We start from the raw sequence: 18,920 nt of genomic DNA on the forward strand, positions 1-18,920 counted from the left end.
TAGAAGTGAACGTAAAAAGAGCGGCGGCTGCATCCCCCCGCTCTTTTTATTGTTTCTGTTTATCAGCCTGCTTTGATTTCTCTCTTCTCTTCTTTTTCCAAACAGCGAGGATAAACAGAAATAATGGAAACAGCACTTGAAAGGGCAAATGAATGTACAGCGGCACTACTTTCAGCCCTTCATTTAAATGCTCTGAAAAATTGGTGGCAATTGCGATAGAGAGGATGAGTATGCCCAGTCCCATTGGATATGCCAACTGTGAAGGATTTTTTTCCTTAAAAAGAGTGGACGCACCCACCACCACCGCATACAGATAGAGGCTGACTTTGAAGAAGCCGCCGATAATCAGTGCCAGCATAAAAAAGATATCAAGCCGGTCCAGAAATTCTTCCACTTTGATTGTCTGAATCGTACTTAAAAGCGGAAACTGCGATCGCAATGTCAGATCAACATCAAGCACACTGATATTAATCGCTACAGTAAGCGCCACAACCAATCCGCTGATGACCATAGCGAGCATCCCCACTTTTTTGACATTCTTGCGATCATTGAGATTAGGGAAAATCATTACAAATAAAACAATTTCACCGAACGGAACGTACATGGTTTGTGTAAAAACAGAATGAATAACAGGAAAAATCCCGTCTGCTAAAACCGGTTTTAAATTTTTCAGATCTATGGAACCCGATACAATGATCAGCACGAGACCGAGCGCACCCAATAGATACATTGCCCCGAAGAGAAGCTCACCCGCCCGCGCCAGCACTTCAATTCCTTTTCTGACGGCATATATGCTGACCACCATTAGTAAAGCATTCACGATGATAATTGGAGTATCATGGTAAGCAAACGTCAGCAGCATTTCTCCGAAATCACGCAGCACCCGGGCGGCAATATATGCAAAATACAAGATATAAAGAAACGAAAAGAACCAGCTCAGCTTTTTGCCGAGCATATCATCCATGTATTCTTTCGGGGAGAACTCGGGATAGCATTGATAGATCCCCTGATACAAGTAAAAAAGAAATAAACCAACTGCACAGCCTAATAGCACTGCTATCCAGGCATCCCGGCCCGCCATCGTTCCCGGTGTAATCAATAAGGAGCTGCCCAGCTCAAAAATGATCATCATGACAAACAGCTGCCTAATGCTGATTTTGGCTTTTTCCATCTGTCACTACTCCTTTCTTGACCTATTTATGATTAAGCTGGTTTCTGAGCGGGTTATTTCGCAGCCCCGTTCTTCTGATATACGTCTCCGCCTTCACATCGACAGGCAGATCAGGCAAATATTCTTTGTCCCATGTATCCCTCATTTTTTCCCACTGCTTCGGATACTTCCTGTATATCGTGTCTCCGAATCCGATAAAGTCGATTTTATGTTCCTTTATCTTTTCAACTGCATGGTTGATTTCCTTTTCCAGCTGTTTATTGAGTGCTTTTTCGATATCGGCTAACACCTTTGGGTCAGACAAATGAAATGGATACTTTACTGCGTCTATTATGCCTTCAACCGTCACGTGAACATGAATGCGGGGACGGCCGTTTCGTATTTCCGGGTTAAGCTTTGTTGTCTGATGCGTGACCTGTAAGCTTACCGCATCTTTTGTCTTGTCCCAATCGGCATTAATAAACGTATGCTGGATTTGATTCTTAAGCCAGACAACCCCAACTTTGTCCTTATCTTCAATCCAATATTTTAAATGGCCCCTTTTATCGAATACCGCCAAACCGTCCGCCTGAAGAATGGCTTGCGGGTCAGTCGCCTGTGTGTTTTCCAGGCTGACTCCTTTTTTATCGTCCCCGATCATCCTGTATCCGGGGATCACCGGTGCTTCTGTGGTGAGGGCAAGTGTTTTCAAGACATCTTGGATATTGGTTTTAATCACCCGCCCATATTGCGCTTGCGTGAAGTCGAGTGTTTTATTGACTTTATTGGACGGTATTTTATCAATCGGCGTAAGCGTTTTGACGATATTTTCGGCTTTGGTTTTATGGGCGATGACAATCGTTGCCGTGGTCCTGAATTCCGTATCGCGGTCAAGGTTATCTAACACAAAATTCAAACCTTCCTCTCTCGCCAGCTTTTCACTGATCACGACCAGGTTGGTATGAGCAAAATAAAGCCGCCTGGATACTTTCATAGAGGCTTTTCTGAGCGCTTCCGTCATGTTGTCGCCTACTATGGAATAGACGGATATAGGCGGCCTGTCTCCCGCGCCGCCGCCCTGAAGCCCTCCGGCGACGTTTCCGGGATTAATGATCTGAAAGTGCAGTACGTAATTCCCTTCATTTGTCCGATCAATGCCGATTGCCGAAATAATCGCAAGATCTGTCAGCTCACGCTTATCCCAGCAGCCGGGCAGCACAATGATGCTCAAAAGCATGATAACGGCTAGTACACGTTTACGTATCATCTTGATCTCCTTCTCTCAACTCTTTGTTCACCATTCCGCGTGAACCATCCGGCTGAGGACGCTGGTCTTTCCCCTGACGGACCTTATCTTTTTTGCTGATGGATTCAGGCCTTTTCTGGTCGGCCCACCAAGGAACACGGAACAGCGTATCCTTCACGCCTTGTGAAGAAAAGGGCGCAAGCGGCGACATATAAGGAACACCAAAGGAACGCAGACTGCATAAATGAACAAACATCATAATAATCCCTAATACCAGCCCGTAAAAACCCATTACGGCAGAAGCAATGATAAACATAAACCGAATGAGGCGGGCAGATATCGCCATGGCAAACGCCGGGGTTGCGAAGCTGGCAATGGCCGTTATGGCAACGATGATGACCATAGCCGGAGACACGATACCAGCCTGAACAGCAGCTTGGCCGATAACAAGCGCGCCTACAATCGAAACAGCCGATCCTACAACCCTCGGCAGTCGGACCCCAGCTTCCCTAAGAATCTCAAAAGCAACCTCCATTGTGATGGCTTCAACAACGGCCGGAAACGGAACGATTTCCCGCTGGGCAGCAATGACGATTAGCAGCTGTGTCGGAATCATTTCCTGATGAAACGTCGTGGCTGCCACATAAACAGCCGGTGCGACAAGTGAAATAAAAAAGATAAATATCCGCAGAATCCGTATACTTGTCGCAATGTCAAAGCGTGAATAATAATCTTCAACCGACTGAAAAAATTGAATAAATAAGGCTGGGGCAATCAGAACAAACGGTGTTCCGTCCACAACGATTGCAAATCTTCCTTCTAATAGATTTCCTGCGACGACGTCAGGGCGTTCCGTGTGATACATGGTCGGAAACGTCGTAAACGTTTCGTCTTCGATCAGCTGCTCGATGTATCCGGATTCTAAAATACTGTCAATGTCTATTTTTTTCAGGCGCTGCCTCACTTCCTTCAGCACCTTTTCATCACAAATGCCGTGAATGTACATCAGCGCGATATCCGTATTTGTAACAGAACCGATTTTCATTTTTTCGACCCATACATTGGGATTTTTAATGTATCGCCGAATCATGGAAATATTGGTTTGCAAAGACTCTGTAAACCCTTGGCGCGGGCCCCGGAATGACACCTGGGTGCTCGGCTCTTGTATGGAACGGTGCTCTCCCCCCTGGGTGCTGCAGATAAGCGCCTCATCAGAACCGTCCGCAAAAACCAGCGCATTTCCAAGCATCAATTCAGTGAACAGCTTGTCCCAGCTCTTTTCAGCTTTTACTCCGCCCAGCGGAAGCGTTTTTTCAAGGATCTGCTTAATCGCATGGGCGCTTTGGATGGTTTGATCCTGAATCAAAGGCTCGATTAACGATTCATGTATCGTGTTATTATCGACCAAACCCGCGATATAAATAATGGCCAGGTGAACTTCATCCTGTTCCCCTGCTTTCACTTCCCGAATAATAACATCAGAGCTGCTTCCGACTTTCTTCTTCATGTCCGCCACATTTTTCGCCAAACTTGAAGAAGCCAGAATCGGCCCTTCTTCTCTCTTCTGCTGATTCTTATCTTCTTGTTTCTGGCTGTCTTTCGTTTCGGTATTTTTCTTTTGCTTAAAAAATGACGGCATACACAAAATACCTTTCCTTATCGTTTTCTCATATTCTTCCTGTTAGCCTTAAGATTATGCATGTGACTGGCGGGCGGGTATAACTCTCTCATAAAGATAGACACTAAAAGCGGAGGATGATGAAGGATGAAAATATTAGGCATAACGGCTATTTTATTAATTTGTTTGTTGGTGATTTCAGTTTTCATGGACATGCTTCAAGGATTCAGTTTGGGAAAAGCCATTTATAATAATATGTCCAGCTTCAAGATGACATCGTTTGCGGAATGGATGATGCTTTTATTTTTTGTTTTGTTATTGGTGAGAGAGATATTCGTGATCTATAAATCGAACAAAAAAAGCCCCTAGAGCGAGGCGCTTTTGTTCAGACGATCATATTGCCGTTTACCTTATCTCCGCTGTTGTTGGTGATGGTTCCTTTGATGATTCGATTTCCGATGATGGTGGAATTGGTTGAGGTATCCGTTTGAATGGCCACCGCCGTGCTTGCGGAGAGGTTATTGATGGTGTTTCCTGAAATGATAGAGCCTGAGGAGCCGTTGAGATAAATCACAATCGGTCTGCCGGCTGTTCTATTGACTGAAAGAGTGTTATCAAAAATGTCATGAACGCCGGTGCTGATATAGATGGTCACTAAAAGAGGAGATCTTTCAAAGTGGTTTCCGATAATAGAGGTTTTTGCACTTGTCGTACAGTAAATCGGGTAATTTTTAAAGTTTTTAAATGTATTGTTTTTAACGATTGCGCCAGCATTGTTTGTGACAGAAACGGCATACGATTCAAGGGCCGCTTCAAACGCGTCGGGGTTAAGCGTATTTCCTTCGATCAACGCGCTTCCTTGAGCGATCCAAATGCCGCGGCTGAATTTTCTCAGCACATTGTCTTTAATGATCATATCGCCTCCTGAAATGTTCACCCCGTCGATGACTTGAATAAGACAGTTATTCAAAAATGCGGTATTATCAGACAGCACCGCTCGAAGGCCGGTACTGCGCCTTGTTTCAGACAGTCCGTTTTGAATCTGGTTGCCGTCTACCTTTACGTCGGAAGATTGATAAACCAATATCCCTGTGTTTTCAAAATTGCTGATTTTGTTGTTCGTGACAAGAACGCTCTTTCCTCTGACATCAATTCCGGTTGAAAATCCGGTAATGAGGTTGCCGGCGATCACTGCATCACTGCTTTCTTTTCCTTGTGAAACACCCAATCCGGTAATCCCGACTCTAGGCGCCGCAGCCGCGTCTTCCGCCCTTCTGAGAATATTCCCCTTAATGACCGTTTGAGTGCCGTACCCATAGCTGATCGTATTGTCTGAGTGGTTTCCTTCTATTGAAATGCCGTACCCATTAAAATTGGTCACAGAACTTGAAACGTTTCCATTAAAATAGTTATTTCGAATCGAGACATTGAGCGGTTCCTCATAATCAATATTTCCTTCACCATATCCTTCAATATCAATTCCGAATTTCGGCGCTGTACCATTTCCCGTTCCGGCACCTTCAATCACGCAGCCCTCCACCGTAACTGTGTCACATCCGGTAATCGAAATATTATTTCTCCTCGATCGCCGAACCTTACAGCGGCGGATGGTAATGTGCTCTGATGTTCGATAATCGTTATTTGTCTTTAAGCCCCGCGGACTGATAATGATCCCATCTCCGGTAAAATCAGAAATGTTAACATCATCAATGACAACATTCGAACACCCTTCAATACAAATGCCGAAGCCCCATTCATGGGTTGACCTTATCCCCGCGGACGCATACGTATGCTCGTCGCGCTCGCCGATAATTTGTCCACCGGAAATGGTTATATTCTCTTGCTTGCCTACATAAAATGCAGAATACCCCCAGGAGCTGTTCGGAATGACTTTGATGATACACTCAGGGTCCATGACGATATTAAGATTGCCGGGAACAATAATCCCAGCGTTGCGAAACACCTGGCTCGCATCCCCTCCAAGCGTCCCGTCAATTAAATATGTTCCTTTCGGGAACCAGACTGTATGGTACCCCTTTGAAGCAGCCGCGCTGAGGCATTGATTAATCAGTTCTGTCGAATCCGTTTTTCCGTCCCCTGAAATACCGAAATCTGCTGCATTCAAGATGAATTCAGCCAATGATCCAACCTCCTCCCGCATGATTGTTACCATGATATTCGCGGCAGCCCGATCTGCTTGTACATTTCTCTAAAATTTTATTAAAAAAGTATAAAGAAATACTATCGTTAGAAAATGTAACAAAATAAGACATAAGAAACAGGAAAAACTCACTATTTTCTACCTTTATAGTTTTTCCATTCTGGAACTTCTTGAAATGAGTATAATTTATATTGACACAAGTATTATATAAGAATATGATTTTTATAATACACTTTTTTAAGAAAGGGTTTGGCTGACATGGCTTCGATTGATAACGAAAGTATCATTAAAAGCGTCCCGCAAAAAGGGTTCTTTGGTCACCCGCGAGGACTATTTACACTATTTTTCACCGAATTTTGGGAGCGTTTCTCTTACTATGGAATGAGAGCAATCTTGCTTTACTATTTGTATACAGAGACGGTAAACGGAGGGCTTGGCTTTGACAAAGGCACTGCGGTTGCCATTATGTCGATTTACGGATCACTCGTATACATGTCCACTATTATTGGCGGATGGCTCGCTGACCGGGTATTCGGTACCGCAAACACCGTGTTTTACGGCGGCATATTTATTATGTTCGGCCACATTGCACTCGCCTATCCGGGCAGCGCGATAGCATTCTATATCAGCATGGTGCTTATCATTATCGGAACAGGCTTATTAAAACCAAACGTTTCGAGCGTCGTTGGAGATCTTTACACGAAAGAAGACCCGCGCCGCGACTCAGGTTTCAGTATTTTCTACATGGGGATTAACCTCGGCGGTTTACTCGCGCCGTTAATTGTCGGAACACTCGGACAGAAGTACAACTATCATCTCGGCTTCGGAGCTGCCGCGGTCGGAATGCTTCTTGGACTTATCGTATTTGCTTTGACAAGAAAGAAAAACCTCGGACCTGCAGGTTCCAATGTGCCGAATCCGCTGTCTAAAAAATCTGCAATTGGCACCGGAATCGGTGTTATCATTGTGGCGATCGCAGTGATGATCTCTGTACAAACAGGCGTGCTGACGATCAACGGTTTCATCGACCTTGTAAGTATTCTTGGTATTTTGATTCCTGTTATTTATTTCATCATCATGTTTACAAGCAAAAAAGCGGACAAAACAGAAAAATCTCGTCTTGCCGCTTACGTTCCTTTGTTTATCGGTGCTGTCATGTTCTGGGCCATTCAGGAACAAGGAGCGACCATTCTTGCGGTATACGCTGATGAACGCATAAGACTTTCATTGGGCGGAATAGAACTTCAGTCATCTTGGTTCCAATCATTAAACCCCTTGTTTATCGTCATTTTCGCACCAATTTTCGCATGGCTTTGGATGAAGCTTGGCAAACGCCAGCCGTCCACACCAGTTAAATTTGCGATTGGAATTATTTTAGCCGGATTGTCATTTATCATTATGGTATTCCCGGCTATGCAAGGGAAAGAAGCACTCGTAAGCCCGCTGTGGCTTGTTCTCAGCTTCCTGCTTGTCGTGCTTGGAGAGCTGTGCCTGTCTCCAGTCGGTTTATCCGTGACAACGAAACTGGCGCCAGCTGCATTCTCTGCACAGACAATGAGTATGTGGTTTCTGACTAACGCAGCAGCCCAAGCGATCAATGCCCAAGTAGCCGGATTGTTTGATAAAATTCCTGAAACAACTTACTTCGGCACCATCGGCTTGATTTCTATCATTCTCGGCGGCATTCTGCTGCTGATCTCACCGATCATCAAACGTGCGATGAAAGGTATCTTATAATAAAGAAAATCCCGCAGATCAGCCCTGCGGGATTTTTATTTTTCTATCCATTCCATTAAGCTTTGCCCGAAGGTCTGCGGTTCCTCCAGCATCGGCTGGTGCCCGCTCTTTTCAAAGATGACCTTCTTCACATGCGGATATATACCGTCAACGGCATCCCACAACGATACAGGAGCAACCAAATAGTCATATCTGCCTAAACCGATATAGACAGGAACATGAACGTCTGCTAACCGCTGTATGAGGTTCATCTGCGCGAATGTATGTCCCCATAATTCATCTATGATCGGCATATTGGTGTCAACACCTTCCCATAAAGCTGCCGCATCCGGCCTCTCTTTATAAAAGCTTTTCGCTTCAGCGCGAATGCACATGTGCACGAAACGCCTTTCAGGATCTTTTTCTATGTCACTTGCTAAACTTGCAATATCTTTTTCGAAACGTTTCTTTCTCTCAGGACTGGCTGTTTCCCTAAAAAATGCTTCACTGTCCCGCTGTCTCTTTTGACTGTTATCAGGCGCTGAATTGAGGAGCACGGCCTTTCGCACATGCTCAGGGTACTTTCTGGCGTATTCTAATGCCATAAACGCGTGCCCCGAATGTCCCATGATGATAAAATCCTTAAGCTGAAGATGGCGTCTTATCGCTTCAATATCGTCCAAAACTGCATCCAGGCTTTGATCTTCCGGCCGCAGCGCCCGCGCCGGCTTGGCAAAACCCCTGTGATCGGCAAATATCCATTGATATTTCTGTTTGATATCCTGATGAAATAGACGCGGGTAGTAAACCGCACTGCCGATCACGAGAATCCGCGCGCCCTCTCCTTCAATACAATAAGATAAATCAAAACCGTCTGAATGACAGATCCCCTTTGTGACCATTCCTCACGCCCCCTTTATCTTTATATGGTTCATTATACTAATAAAAGCCTGACGCATGGCGTCAGGCTCTTTCATTTATCGTTTTAATTCCTCAAGCGTTGCTTCCCATCTGTTCAGCACCTCTTCAGCATTGTGAAGCTGTATCCTGACACCGGAAGTTATATCAGCATACTTTGCAACATCCTCCTTAGCTGAAGCGATACGGCAGGCAAAGCGTTCCCTGTCATAGACCGCATCGTTCAGCGGCGGGAGCGGCTCACATTGCAGTTTTACGTAATGAGCGGCTCCTTTCCACCATGCAGTAAGCTGGGCTTGTCCCGTGCGAAGGATATTTCCCGCGGTCTCTGTGTTTTTCCACAGGGCGATCCGGATATCCGTCCGATTCAGGGCGATGATTTCTCCGGCGCTGATCATAGCGGCATGCGGCCAGCCGTCCTCCGATACCGTTTGCAGAACGAAGGCTTCATGCTGCTTTTCTTTCAGACGTTCCCCGTCAAGCAGCTCAAAGAGACGGTCTGATAGTCGGTTCACGCCGATCAGGCCTTTCGTTCCGGAACAGCGGGAACTTCAACCGCTGTTTCTGTTTCTTTTGGATCGATTTTAAAGGCCGGATTATATTTTTCCGGATTTGTAATACTTTCCGGTTCACATGATCTCCATGTAAAAAAACATGTTTGGCATTGATAGACTTCCCATGCTCCTTCTACAGGCGATTTGCTCATGACTTCTCCTTTTTTTGAATCGCATCGAGGACATGTATGCATGTCGAATCATCCTTTCCTTATTTATTCATCAAGTCCATTAGTTTTTGTTCCCATTCTTTTGTTGTTAATGGAGAATCAAGCGGCTGTGAATAATGGCCTCTTGTTTCCGGCGCAACAGGTGTTGTGGCATCAAGAATCATTTTGTGCGTGATTCCTGATGGATTTGATCCCGGGTCAAGCGGCAGGACAGATAAATCCGGTATAATGACCGCATCGTGTTTCGGGTGCATTTTTGTAGAGAGCGCCCACATGACCTGCGGCAGGTTGAATGGATCGACATCCTCGTCAACAACGATAACCATTTTGCAGTAGCCTAGTCCGTGCGGGGTTGTGAGCGCGCGCATGCCGACCGCTTTCGCAAATCCGCCATAGCGGTTTTTTGTTGATACAATCGCGATTAAACCGTGTGTGTACATGGCGTTCACAGCCACAATTTCATTCGGATACGCTTCTTTTAGCTGCTGATACAGCGGCACACAAGTATTAATGCCAATCATGTAATCACATTCTGTCCACGGCATGCCTAAGTATAAATGTTCAAAAATCGGGTTGTTTCTGTGATACACGCGGTTAATTTTGATAATCGGCATGCTGCGTCCGCCGGAATAGTGCCCTGTAAATTCACCGAATGGCCCTTCATATTCACGTTCTCCGGCAATGATTTCTCCCTCGAGCACAACTTCTGCTCCCCATGGAATATCAAGGTCAGACAGCTTTGATTTTACGATGCGGTACGGTTCTCCTTGGATTGCTCCCGCCATTTCGTATTCGGATTGATCATAGAGAAGCGGAGTGGATGCCGCGGTTGTAATGACCGGTTCACATCCGAGCGCAATGGTGACCGGAAGATTGATGCCGCGTTCTTCGGCTTGGCGCAAATGGATCGCAATATCGTGCTGCGGCACAGGCTGAATGCCGAGGCGGTCTTTTCCCTTTACCTGCATTCTGTATATGCCGACATTTTGTTTGCCGAAGTTGTCAGGGTCCTCAAGGTCGCGGGAGATGACGCATGCTTTGTCTAAATAGTAACCGCCGTCTCCTTGGTTAATTCTGAAAAGAGGCAGGATATCGAACAAATTGATGTCCTCTGTGATTTCATTTTCATGAAATGGCGCTGTTTCTTCGCGTTTGACCGGCATCGGAAACTGTTCATATCGCTTCGCAAATTCAAAAAACTGCTCTTTCACCGGTGTATCTTTCGGCAGTCCCAGCATCATCGCGTGGTTCGGCCAAGAGCCGATGACATTCATCGCGATTTGCGCATTGTTGTAGCCGTAAATATTGTTAAATAGAAGTGCAGGGCTTTTATCGCCAAGGTTGCTGGCTGCCCGTGCAGCTGCTCCCAGATCAGGCTCAGGCTTTACCTCTTCATTCACCGTTAACAATTGTCCCTCTTTTTCAAGGGCAGCGAGAAATTCTCTGAAATCTTGATAAGCCATCATCAAGCTCCTCCTTTTTGTTTTTCAATTCCATTCCAGCGCTTTGCCTCAGAAAGGCGCAGGCCGAATTGGTCCAAAGTTCTGAATACAATATGGTCAACCATTTCTTCTAAGCTGCTCGGCTGATTATAAAACGCCGGCATCGGCGGAAGAATAATCGTCCCCATTTTTGTGAGTGCAAGCATATTTTCGAGATGAATCTGGTTCAAAGGTGTCTCTCTTGTTAAGAGAACGAGCTTTTTCCGCTCTTTCAGCATGACATCAGCCGAGCGAGTCAGCAGATTATCCGCCATCCCGGTACGGATGCTCGCAAGCGATTTCATACTGCACGGCGCCACAATCATGCCATCGGTATCAAACGAGCCGCTGGAGATGGCAGCCGCCTGGTCCTTGTGCGAGTATGTGTATGTGGCCAGCTTTTCAACTTCTTTTAACGTGTAGCCTGTTTCATGTTTGATGGTAACGTTAGCCCAAGGAGACACAACGAGATGGGTTTCCACTTCCGCTGCCTTCAGCCATTCTAATAGCCTGACACCGAAGATAGCCCCTGTTGCCCCTGTCATTCCGACAACGAGTTTCAAATTTTGCCCCTCCTTTACGCTTGAATTCTGTCTTCATTTCAATCATACTCCTGATATATCCATATGAAAAATATTCGTTAAATCTATAATCAATACCTAAAAGGTATATAAAAGGAGGCCCTTCTTTGGACATTCGTCAGCTGCGATATTTCATTACCATTGCCCAAGAACAAAAGATCACCTCTGCCGCCAAAAAACTCCATATGGCGCAGCCGCCGCTAAGCAGGCAGCTCAAACAGCTGGAGGATGAGCTGGGTGTTGTATTGTTTGACCGTAATAAGAAAAAACAAATGACTCTTACATATGAAGGAAGCATTTTTCTCAAAAGAGCCAAAGAGATTCTGCACAGGTTTGAAGATGCGGTCATTGAGGTACAAGAGCTGAGGGAGGAGGTTGCCGGCACGCTGGCTGTGGGTTCGACGATTTATTGCGCCGCTCTTATGCTTGAGAAGGTGACGCAAATGAAAGAAAGATATCCGCACCTCACCTTTAATATTTGGGAGAACGAACCGGCAACGCTGTTAGAGCTGCTGGAAAGCCGGCAAATCGACGCCGCTGTCACGACAACCATGATAAAAAGCGATACCGTCCAATTTAAAAAGCTTGACGACATTCCATGTGTGCTCGTTCTTTCTGATGATGCCGGGTATACATGCGGAGACACCATTCAAATGGAGGACATCCCTTCTTTCCCGCTGATTCTGCTGCGGCCTGTGAACGGAAAAGGCGTTTATAACCAGGTTATGAATGAATTTCAGCGTCTTCAGCTGGAGCCGCGTATTGTTTGTGAATGCCACGACTCAGCAACACTGCTCAGTCTCGTCTCATCAGGATTTGGCGCGTCCATTCTGCCCGTCACCATGATTCCTGTTCATATGAGAAACCACATTCACACAGTTAAAATCGAAAACAACCCCTTCGTTATGACACCGGCTGTCATGTGGAGAACTGACAGTTATTTGCCAAAACCGGTACAGCAATTTTTGAATTTATTTTAAGTGTTTTTGTCTCATGAAAACCAAATACTTGACTCATACTAAAAAAAAGTTATCCTTTAAATTTGTAAGCTATTTTTTCATTTCAACAAAATTAATCAGAAAAGTGGGGAATAGAATGAAAAAAGCACTTTTAGCTTTATTCATGGTCGTAAGCATTGCAGTTCTCGCAGCTTGCGGAGCAGGAAATGACAATCAGTCAAAAGATAACGGAAAAAACGGCGATCTTTGGGCTTCAATTAAGAAAAAAGGCGTACTGACAGTCGGTACAGAAGGAACGTACGAACCGTTCACTTATCATGACAAAGACAATGATAAGCTGACTGGCTATGACGTGGAAGTCATCACAGAAGTCGCAAAACGCCTTGGACTGAAAGCCGAATTCAAGGAAACACAGTGGGACAGTATGTTTGCAGGATTGAATTCCAAACGGTTTGACGTCGTTGCCAACCAAGTCGGAAAAACAGATCGTGAAAACCAATATGACTTCTCAGACAAATACACAACATCAAGAGCCGTTGTCGTGACGAAAAAAGACAACAACGATATTAAGTCTGAAAAAGACGTAAAAGGAAAAACGTCAGCTCAATCACTGACAAGCAACTATAACAAACTAGCTACAAATGCCGGCGCGAAAGTAGAAGGCGTTGAAGGCATGGCGCAGGCCCTTCAAATGATCCAGCAAGGCCGCGTCGACATGACGTACAACGATAAGCTTGCCGTATTAAACTATTTAAAAACATCAGGCAACAAAAACGTAAAAATCGCGTTTGAAACAGGCGATCCGCAGGAAACGTATTTCACGTTCCGTAAAGGAAGCGGCGAGGTTGTTGACCAAGTCAACAAAGCATTAAAAGAAATGAAAGAGGACGGGACTCTTTCTAAAATCTCTAAAAAATGGTTCGGCGAAGATGTTTCTAAATAATATACCGGCACTGACGCTTGGCACGGCGATCCCGTGGGATCTGGTGCAGCAGTCATTCTGGCCGATACTTTCAGGGGGAATCTACTATACGATTCCCCTTACGATTCTTTCCTTTATATTCGGAATGATACTGGCGCTGATTACGGCGCTTGCCAGAATGTCGAAAGTGAGACCTTTGAGATGGGTGTTCAGCGTATACGTATCCGCCGTACGCGGCACTCCACTTCTCGTTCAATTGTTCATCATTTTCTATCTGTTCCCGGCCTTTAACATTACACTAGATCCTTTTCCAAGCGCAGTCATTGCCTTTTCCTTAAACGTCGGCGCCTATGCATCTGAAATCATCAGGGCATCTATTTTATCCGTGCCGAAGGGGCAATGGGAAGCTGGCTATACCATCGGCATGACACACCAGAAGACGCTGTTCCGCGTCATTTTGCCGCAGGCGTTTCGTGTGTCGATCCCGCCATTATCCAATACCTTTATCAGCCTGATCAAAGATACATCTCTTGCATCTCAGATTCTCGTCGCTGAGCTGTTCAGAAAAGCTCAGGAAATCGGCGCGCGCAATCTCGATCAGATTTTAGTCATTTATATTGAAGCGGCCTTTATTTATTGGATTATCTGCTTCTTGCTTTCGCTCGTCCAGCATGTCATCGAACGGCGTCTTGACCGCTACGTGGCCAAATAAGGAGGTTCCGAGTATGCTTTCCGTTAAAGGATTAAACAAATCATTCGGTCAAAATGAAATTTTAAAAAAGATAGATATGAAGATAGAAAAAGGAAAAGTCATCGCTATACTTGGGCCTTCCGGTTCAGGGAAAACGACGCTGCTTCGCTGTCTGAACGCGCTGGAGATCCCGAATCGCGGGGAGCTTGCATTTGATGATTTCTCCATCGATTTTTCAAAGAAAGTGAAGCAGTCGGATATCCTTCAGCTCCGCCGGAAATCGGGAATGGTGTTTCAGGCGTATCACCTCTTCCCTCACCGCACAGCCCTTGAAAACGTGATGGAAGGCCCTGTTCAGGTGCAAAAACGAAACAAAGAGGAAGTCAGAAAAGAAGCGATTCAGCTTCTTGATAAAGTCGGATTGAAGGACAAAATGGATTTATATCCGTTCCAGCTTTCCGGAGGCCAGCAGCAGCGCGTCGGCATCGCCCGTGCACTGGCAATTCAGCCTGAGCTGATGCTGTTTGACGAACCGACCTCAGCGCTTGACCCTGAGCTTGTGGGTGACGTACTGAAGGTTATCAAGGATTTAGCCAATGAAGGCTGGACCATGGTCGTTGTTACCCACGAAATCAAATTCGCCCAGGAAGTGGCGGACGAAGTCGTCTTCATTGACGGCGGCGTCATCGTGGAGCAGGGGCCGCCTGAGGAAATTTTCTCTGCTCCAAAAGAAGAACGGACCCAGCGGTTTTTGAATCGAATTTTGAACCCGTTGTAAAACCTTAAACAGGGCGCCTGCCGGCGGCCCTGTTTTTTTGTTGAGCCCCTTTCGCCTATTCCGCCCTTTTGTCAGATATGCTACAATGACAATCGATTGATTTTTACGAAAGAAGGGACTTCACGTGAAGCGAGAACTTGTTCTGCGCTGGACATTTTATTTTGCCGGTCTGCTTATTTTGTCTTTTGGTGTATCCCTTACGATAGAAGGAAAAACGCTGGGGATCAGTCCGTGGGATGCATTTCATTACAGCCTGTTTCAGCACTTCGGGCTTACCGTCGGCCAGTGGTCCATCATTATTGGAGCGCTCATCGTCGGATTCACGTCATTGTTTACGAGGGCTTGGCCAAAAATTGGGGCGATCCTGAACATGGTGCTCATTGGTGTTTTTATAGATTTTTTCAATTTTCTTCTGCCTGCCCCCTCCACCTACACAGGCTCCGTCATCGTCTTCTCTCTCGGCGTGCTGCTGATCGGCTACGGCGTCGGTGTTTATGTATCAGCGGGCCTTGGCGCGGGGCCGCGTGATTCACTGATGATGCTGATTACAGAAAAAACCGGCTGGAATGTGCAATGGGTGCGGAACGGCATGGAAATAACAATTTTGTTTGCAGCATGGGGCATGGGCGGTCCGATCGGGTTAGGTACAATTTTAACCGCCATCCTCACCGGTATCATTTTGCGCTTTTCGTTGCCGCAATCAATCCAGCTGCTGAATTATGCTGTGGCAAGGCGGACAGCCGCTGTGAAAGCAACTCCGCCTATACACTAAAACAAAGCCGCTTCGGCTTTGTTTTTTTATTTTCTCCTCTATATGAGTCTTGTTGAAGTATGATAGGATGGTTTTGACAATCTTTTGCAGACGGAGGATCTAGAATGAAAATTTACGGAATTTATATGGACCGCCCGCTTTCACAGGCAGAATCGGATCGGCTGATGTCTTTCGTTTCCGCTGAAAAACGGGAGAAATGCCGGAGATTTTATCATAAAGAAGATGCTCACCGCACCCTGCTGGGAGATGTGCTTGTTCGCTCTGTCATCAGCGAGCAGTACCAGCTGAATAAAGCTGATATCCGATTCAGCGCGCAGGAATACGGGAAGCCTTGCATCCCTGACCTCCCCAATGCCCACTTTAACATTTCCCACTCCGGCCATTGGGTCATCGGCGCGTTTGATTCAGATCCGATCGGCGTCGATATTGAAAAAATGAAGCCAATCAGCCTCGGGATTGCCGAACGTTTCTTTTCGAAGAACGAGTACAGCGATCTTTTATCCAAACATAAAGACGAGCAAAACGATTATTTTTATCATCTATGGTCTATGAAAGAGAGCTTTATTAAGCAGGAAGGCAAAGGCCTGTCGCTGCCGCTTGACTCCTTCTCCGTGCGCCTGCATGAGGATGGCCGAGTATCCGTCGAGCTTCCGGAACACCATACGCCTTGCTTTATCAAAACGTATGAGGTAGATCCCGGCTATAAAATGGCTGTGTGCGCCGCCCGACCTGATTTCCCGGAGGACATCACGATGATCTCGTACGAAGCGCTTTTATAAATGGCTCATCAGCAGCTTAATGCCGCGCTCAATATCTTCAGTCTTCACATTGGAAAGATTGATTTTTAATAGATTTTCTTTCGGATAGTCTGATAAATAATGGCGGTCAATCGCTTCAAGGAGAACCTCTTGTTTTTTCATCTTTTGAATCACTCTTGATGCCGGCAGGTCCTCAGGAAGCACCAGATGGGTATGCATGCACGGGGCCTGGCCGCTGGAAAATAGAAAGCGGCCGCGGCTCGATTGTCCGTGAGTTTGAATGGCTTCATGAAGCCTGAGGAACCGTTCCTTATAGGAATTTCTGATTTTCTCCTTGTGCCTGCCGAACATTCCGCTTTTGATGTAAATTTCTAACGCAGCTTGGGAAATCATCGAGCAGTCAATGTCGTTCAGCTTTTTGTACGTATGAAATGTGTCAGTCAGCGCATTTGGCAAAACGGCGGCCCCCACGCGAAGGCCGGGAAATATCATTTTTGAAAAGCTTTTTAAATAAATCACATGTGAGGACAGATCGTATGCGTACAGGGGGTCTGCCTTTTTATTTTCCTCGAGATCACCGAGATAGTCATCCTCAACAAGATAGACGTCATAGGCTTCCGCCAATCTTACCAGCTCTTGTTTGTCCCGTTCGGCCAGTGAGCTCCCAAGCGGGTTATGGAAGCGTGGCATCGTATAAAAAAATTTGATCGGTTCTGTTTGAAACAGCCGCTCGACTTCCGCTAAATCAAGCCCCTGCTCCGTTCTTTTTATCCCGAATGCAGGGATGCCCAGTGTCTCCAGCTGTTCAATCATCAAATGATAGCCTGGTTGTTCAATAGCGATCTTCTCTTTCCCATTGGGAAACGGCATTGCACATAGCAGGGATAGTGCCTGCTGGACGCCGGATGTGATAAACATATGCCGCTCGTCCGCAAATACCTGCTGATCAGCAAACAGCTTTTGCAGAACATGGATGAGCGACGGGAGGCCCTTCGGCGTTCCGTAGAGAAACAAATCATGCTTGTATGTATCAATCGCTTTGTTGATGCAATGCTGAAAATCCACATACGGAAAAATATCAGGGTCCGGCGCAGACGTTGCAAAGTCGATTGGGCCTGACTTGCCGTGATGCGGCTTCCTCGTCTTTTTCACAAGATAATAGCCGCTTTTCGGAACAGAATAGATAAGATGGCGTTTTTCCAGCTCTTGCAGCGCGCGGATCACCGTGCTTTTGCTGACTTGATAGCGGGCGGACAGCTGCCTGATGGAAGGCAGCCTGTCTCCTTCTTGATAGACACTGCTTTGCATCATTTCCTCTATCTGTATGAAGAGACTGATATACTTCTCCATTCTTTCTCCCCCTGTTTTGTACCGGTACAGTTCATTGTTTTTCTCATTGTACCGTTCCTATCCACCCCATACAATAAAAGGGAGCGGCCGGCTCTATTATTTATATAAAGGAGCACTTCCTGTATGTATAAAAACCAGCAAACCTCAGCTTATCTTGCAGCTATGTTAAACGCTTTGATTATCGGGTTATCCTTTCTTTTCGTAAAAATCGCGCTGCAATCGGCAGAACCATTTGATATTCTTGCACACCGGTTCACCCTTGCGTTTGCAGCGGCTACTATACCTGTCTTATTCGGATGGGTGAAGCTGTCCATCCGTTTAAAAGATGTAATGGCTATTTTGCCGCTCGCCCTGCTGTATCCGGCGCTGTTTTTCAGCTTTCAGGCATTCGGCCTGGTGTACTCGTCATCCTCTGAAGCCGGGATCATTCAGGCATCGATTCCGATTTTTACAATGGTCTTTGCCGCTTATTTTTTAAAAGAGCGATCGACGTGGGCTCAAAAAGGCTTCACCGTGTTATCAGTTGCGGGGGTCATGTTTATTTTTGTGATGAAGGGTGTGAACGTTGAATCGGCCAGCCTAAAGGGATCTGTACTCATTCTCTTGTCCGCTCTGTCTTCAGCTATGTACAATACCGCCGCAAGAAAAATGACACAGCGTTTCCGGCTGATAGAGCTCACCTACATCATGTCAGCGATTGGATTTGTCGTCTTCAATGCCATCGCCTTGGTTCGGCACGGCGCTTCCGGAACGGTCGGCACTTACTTCCATCCATTCCGGGAACCCGGCTTTATCCTCGCGATAGTGTATTTGGGCGTGTTATCCTCGCTCGTGACTTCGTTTATGTCCAACTATGCGCTGTCCCGGATTGAGGCGTTTAAAATGAGCGCCTTTAATCATTTGTCCACCATCGTGACGATGATTGCCGGAGTTGTGGTTTTGAACGAAAGCCTAGCCTGGTATCACCTTGCCGGTGCGGTTTGTATTATCATCGGCGTGCTGGGAAGCAATGCCGGTCTCCGAAAAAGAAAGCAAACCGAAAAATCCATTTCTATGAACAAATGAGATGTTATGTTAGAGTTGAAGAAAAAATGG

Annotated in this window: 18 protein-coding genes and 1 pseudogene; 9 read left to right on the forward strand and 10 right to left on the reverse strand. The window is 46.0% G+C overall.

Going from position 1 to position 18,920, the window contains the following annotated elements; all coding sequences use genetic code 11:
- Positions 1 to 46 precede the first annotated feature (46 nt).
- From MTN95_RS07075 to gerKA, 3 genes are read right to left on the reverse strand one after another with little or no spacing between them, the layout of a single operon-like run.
- Positions 47 to 1,171, reverse strand: a complete 1,125-nt coding sequence (locus MTN95_RS07075) for an endospore germination permease GerKB (RefSeq protein ID WP_024120207.1) — start codon at positions 1,169 to 1,171, stop codon at positions 47 to 49.
- 22 nt (positions 1,172 to 1,193) lie between these two features.
- On the reverse strand, positions 1,194 to 2,417 hold the full coding sequence (locus MTN95_RS07080; RefSeq protein WP_248337507.1) for a Ger(x)C family spore germination protein: 1,224 nt from the start codon (positions 2,415 to 2,417) through the stop codon (positions 1,194 to 1,196).
- Positions 2,407 to 4,035, reverse strand: a complete 1,629-nt coding sequence (gene gerKA / locus MTN95_RS07085) for a spore germination protein GerKA (protein ID WP_248337509.1) — start codon at positions 4,033 to 4,035, stop codon at positions 2,407 to 2,409. Before gerKA ends, MTN95_RS07080 begins: the two co-directional genes overlap by 11 nt.
- Positions 4,036 to 4,161: 126 nt before the next feature.
- Between gerKA and MTN95_RS07090 the strand changes: the two genes are divergently transcribed.
- Entirely contained in the window at positions 4,162 to 4,383 is a 222-nt protein-coding gene (locus MTN95_RS07090) for a YczF family membrane protein (protein ID WP_105955215.1), read from the forward strand.
- Positions 4,384 to 4,399: 16 nt separating this feature from the next.
- Here MTN95_RS07090 and MTN95_RS07095 read toward each other — a convergent pair whose 3' ends face one another.
- On the reverse strand, positions 4,400 to 6,154 hold the full coding sequence (locus MTN95_RS07095; RefSeq protein ID WP_105955216.1) for a right-handed parallel beta-helix repeat-containing protein: 1,755 nt from the start codon (positions 6,152 to 6,154) through the stop codon (positions 4,400 to 4,402).
- A gap of 279 nt (positions 6,155 to 6,433) precedes the next feature.
- On the opposite strand from MTN95_RS07095, the gene MTN95_RS07100 reads away from it, so the two are divergent.
- On the forward strand, positions 6,434 to 7,912 hold the full coding sequence (locus tag MTN95_RS07100) for a peptide MFS transporter (RefSeq protein ID WP_105955217.1): 1,479 nt from the start codon (positions 6,434 to 6,436) through the stop codon (positions 7,910 to 7,912).
- Between the two features lie 35 nt (positions 7,913 to 7,947).
- On the opposite strand, the gene MTN95_RS07105 is transcribed toward MTN95_RS07100, so the two are convergent.
- The 5 genes and pseudogenes from MTN95_RS07105 to MTN95_RS07125 all read right to left on the reverse strand — a co-directional run bounded on the left by MTN95_RS07105 (position 7,948) and on the right by MTN95_RS07125 (position 11,614).
- Positions 7,948 to 8,793, reverse strand: a complete 846-nt coding sequence (locus tag MTN95_RS07105) for an alpha/beta fold hydrolase (protein ID WP_105955218.1) — start codon at positions 8,791 to 8,793, stop codon at positions 7,948 to 7,950.
- Positions 8,794 to 8,868: 75 nt separating this feature from the next.
- Complete coding sequence (locus MTN95_RS07110) at positions 8,869 to 9,333, reverse strand: pyridoxamine 5'-phosphate oxidase family protein (RefSeq protein ID WP_024120200.1); 465 nt, start codon at positions 9,331 to 9,333, stop codon at positions 8,869 to 8,871.
- Positions 9,330 to 9,557 carry a phenolic acid decarboxylase subunit BsdD gene (bsdD, locus tag MTN95_RS07115; protein WP_044161900.1) on the reverse strand — a complete coding sequence of 76 codons (228 nt, stop codon included), beginning with the start codon at positions 9,555 to 9,557 and terminating at the stop codon, positions 9,330 to 9,332. The genes MTN95_RS07110 and bsdD overlap by 4 nt, the downstream gene beginning before the upstream one ends.
- Before the next feature lie 17 nt (positions 9,558 to 9,574).
- The gene (gene bsdC / locus MTN95_RS07120; RefSeq protein ID WP_024120198.1) at positions 9,575 to 10,996 is read right to left on the reverse strand and encodes a phenolic acid decarboxylase BsdC; all 1,422 of its coding nucleotides are present in this window, start codon (positions 10,994 to 10,996) and stop codon (positions 9,575 to 9,577) included.
- A 2-nt stretch (positions 10,997 to 10,998) separates the two neighbouring features.
- Positions 10,999 to 11,614 (reverse strand): annotated as a pseudogene (locus MTN95_RS07125) (non-oxidative hydroxyarylic acid decarboxylases subunit B).
- Between the two features lie 88 nt (positions 11,615 to 11,702).
- On the opposite strand from MTN95_RS07125, the gene bsdA reads away from it, so the two are divergent.
- The 6 genes from bsdA (at position 11,703) to MTN95_RS07155 (ending at position 16,496) form a co-directional block, all read left to right on the forward strand.
- Positions 11,703 to 12,575, forward strand: a complete 873-nt coding sequence (bsdA, locus tag MTN95_RS07130; protein ID WP_044161902.1) for a transcriptional regulator BsdA — start codon at positions 11,703 to 11,705, stop codon at positions 12,573 to 12,575.
- A 115-nt stretch (positions 12,576 to 12,690) separates the two neighbouring features.
- The gene (tcyA, locus tag MTN95_RS07135) at positions 12,691 to 13,497 is read left to right on the forward strand and encodes a cystine ABC transporter substrate-binding lipoprotein TcyA (RefSeq protein WP_105991513.1); all 807 of its coding nucleotides are present in this window, start codon (positions 12,691 to 12,693) and stop codon (positions 13,495 to 13,497) included.
- Positions 13,484 to 14,188, forward strand: coding sequence for a cystine ABC transporter permease TcyB (tcyB, locus tag MTN95_RS07140; RefSeq protein WP_059334481.1), 705 nt, complete (start codon positions 13,484 to 13,486; stop codon positions 14,186 to 14,188). Before tcyA ends, tcyB begins: the two co-directional genes overlap by 14 nt.
- A gap of 13 nt (positions 14,189 to 14,201) precedes the next feature.
- Positions 14,202 to 14,945, forward strand: coding sequence for a cystine ABC transporter ATP-binding protein TcyC (gene tcyC / locus MTN95_RS07145; RefSeq protein WP_024120193.1), 744 nt, complete (start codon positions 14,202 to 14,204; stop codon positions 14,943 to 14,945).
- Between the two features lie 124 nt (positions 14,946 to 15,069).
- The gene (locus MTN95_RS07150; protein ID WP_024120192.1) at positions 15,070 to 15,717 is read left to right on the forward strand and encodes a YczE/YyaS/YitT family protein; all 648 of its coding nucleotides are present in this window, start codon (positions 15,070 to 15,072) and stop codon (positions 15,715 to 15,717) included.
- A gap of 104 nt (positions 15,718 to 15,821) precedes the next feature.
- Complete coding sequence (locus tag MTN95_RS07155) at positions 15,822 to 16,496, forward strand: 4'-phosphopantetheinyl transferase family protein (RefSeq protein ID WP_059291970.1); 675 nt, start codon at positions 15,822 to 15,824, stop codon at positions 16,494 to 16,496.
- On the opposite strand, the gene MTN95_RS07160 is transcribed toward MTN95_RS07155, so the two are convergent.
- A complete protein-coding gene (locus MTN95_RS07160; protein ID WP_105955222.1) occupies positions 16,491 to 17,825 on the reverse strand; it encodes an aminotransferase-like domain-containing protein in 1,335 nt (444 codons plus the stop codon). The genes MTN95_RS07155 and MTN95_RS07160 overlap by 6 nt on opposite strands.
- Before the next feature lie 123 nt (positions 17,826 to 17,948).
- On the opposite strand from MTN95_RS07160, the gene MTN95_RS07165 reads away from it, so the two are divergent.
- Positions 17,949 to 18,890 (forward strand): DMT family transporter, encoded by a 942-nt coding sequence (locus MTN95_RS07165; RefSeq protein ID WP_044161909.1) that lies wholly within the window; start codon positions 17,949 to 17,951, stop codon positions 18,888 to 18,890.
- The last annotated feature ends 30 nt before the right edge of the window (positions 18,891 to 18,920 follow it).

The sequence above is a fragment of the Bacillus sp. 2CMS4F genome (assembly GCF_023161785.1).
In the GTDB taxonomy this organism is placed as follows: Bacteria; Bacillota; Bacilli; order Bacillales; family Bacillaceae; genus Bacillus; species Bacillus halotolerans.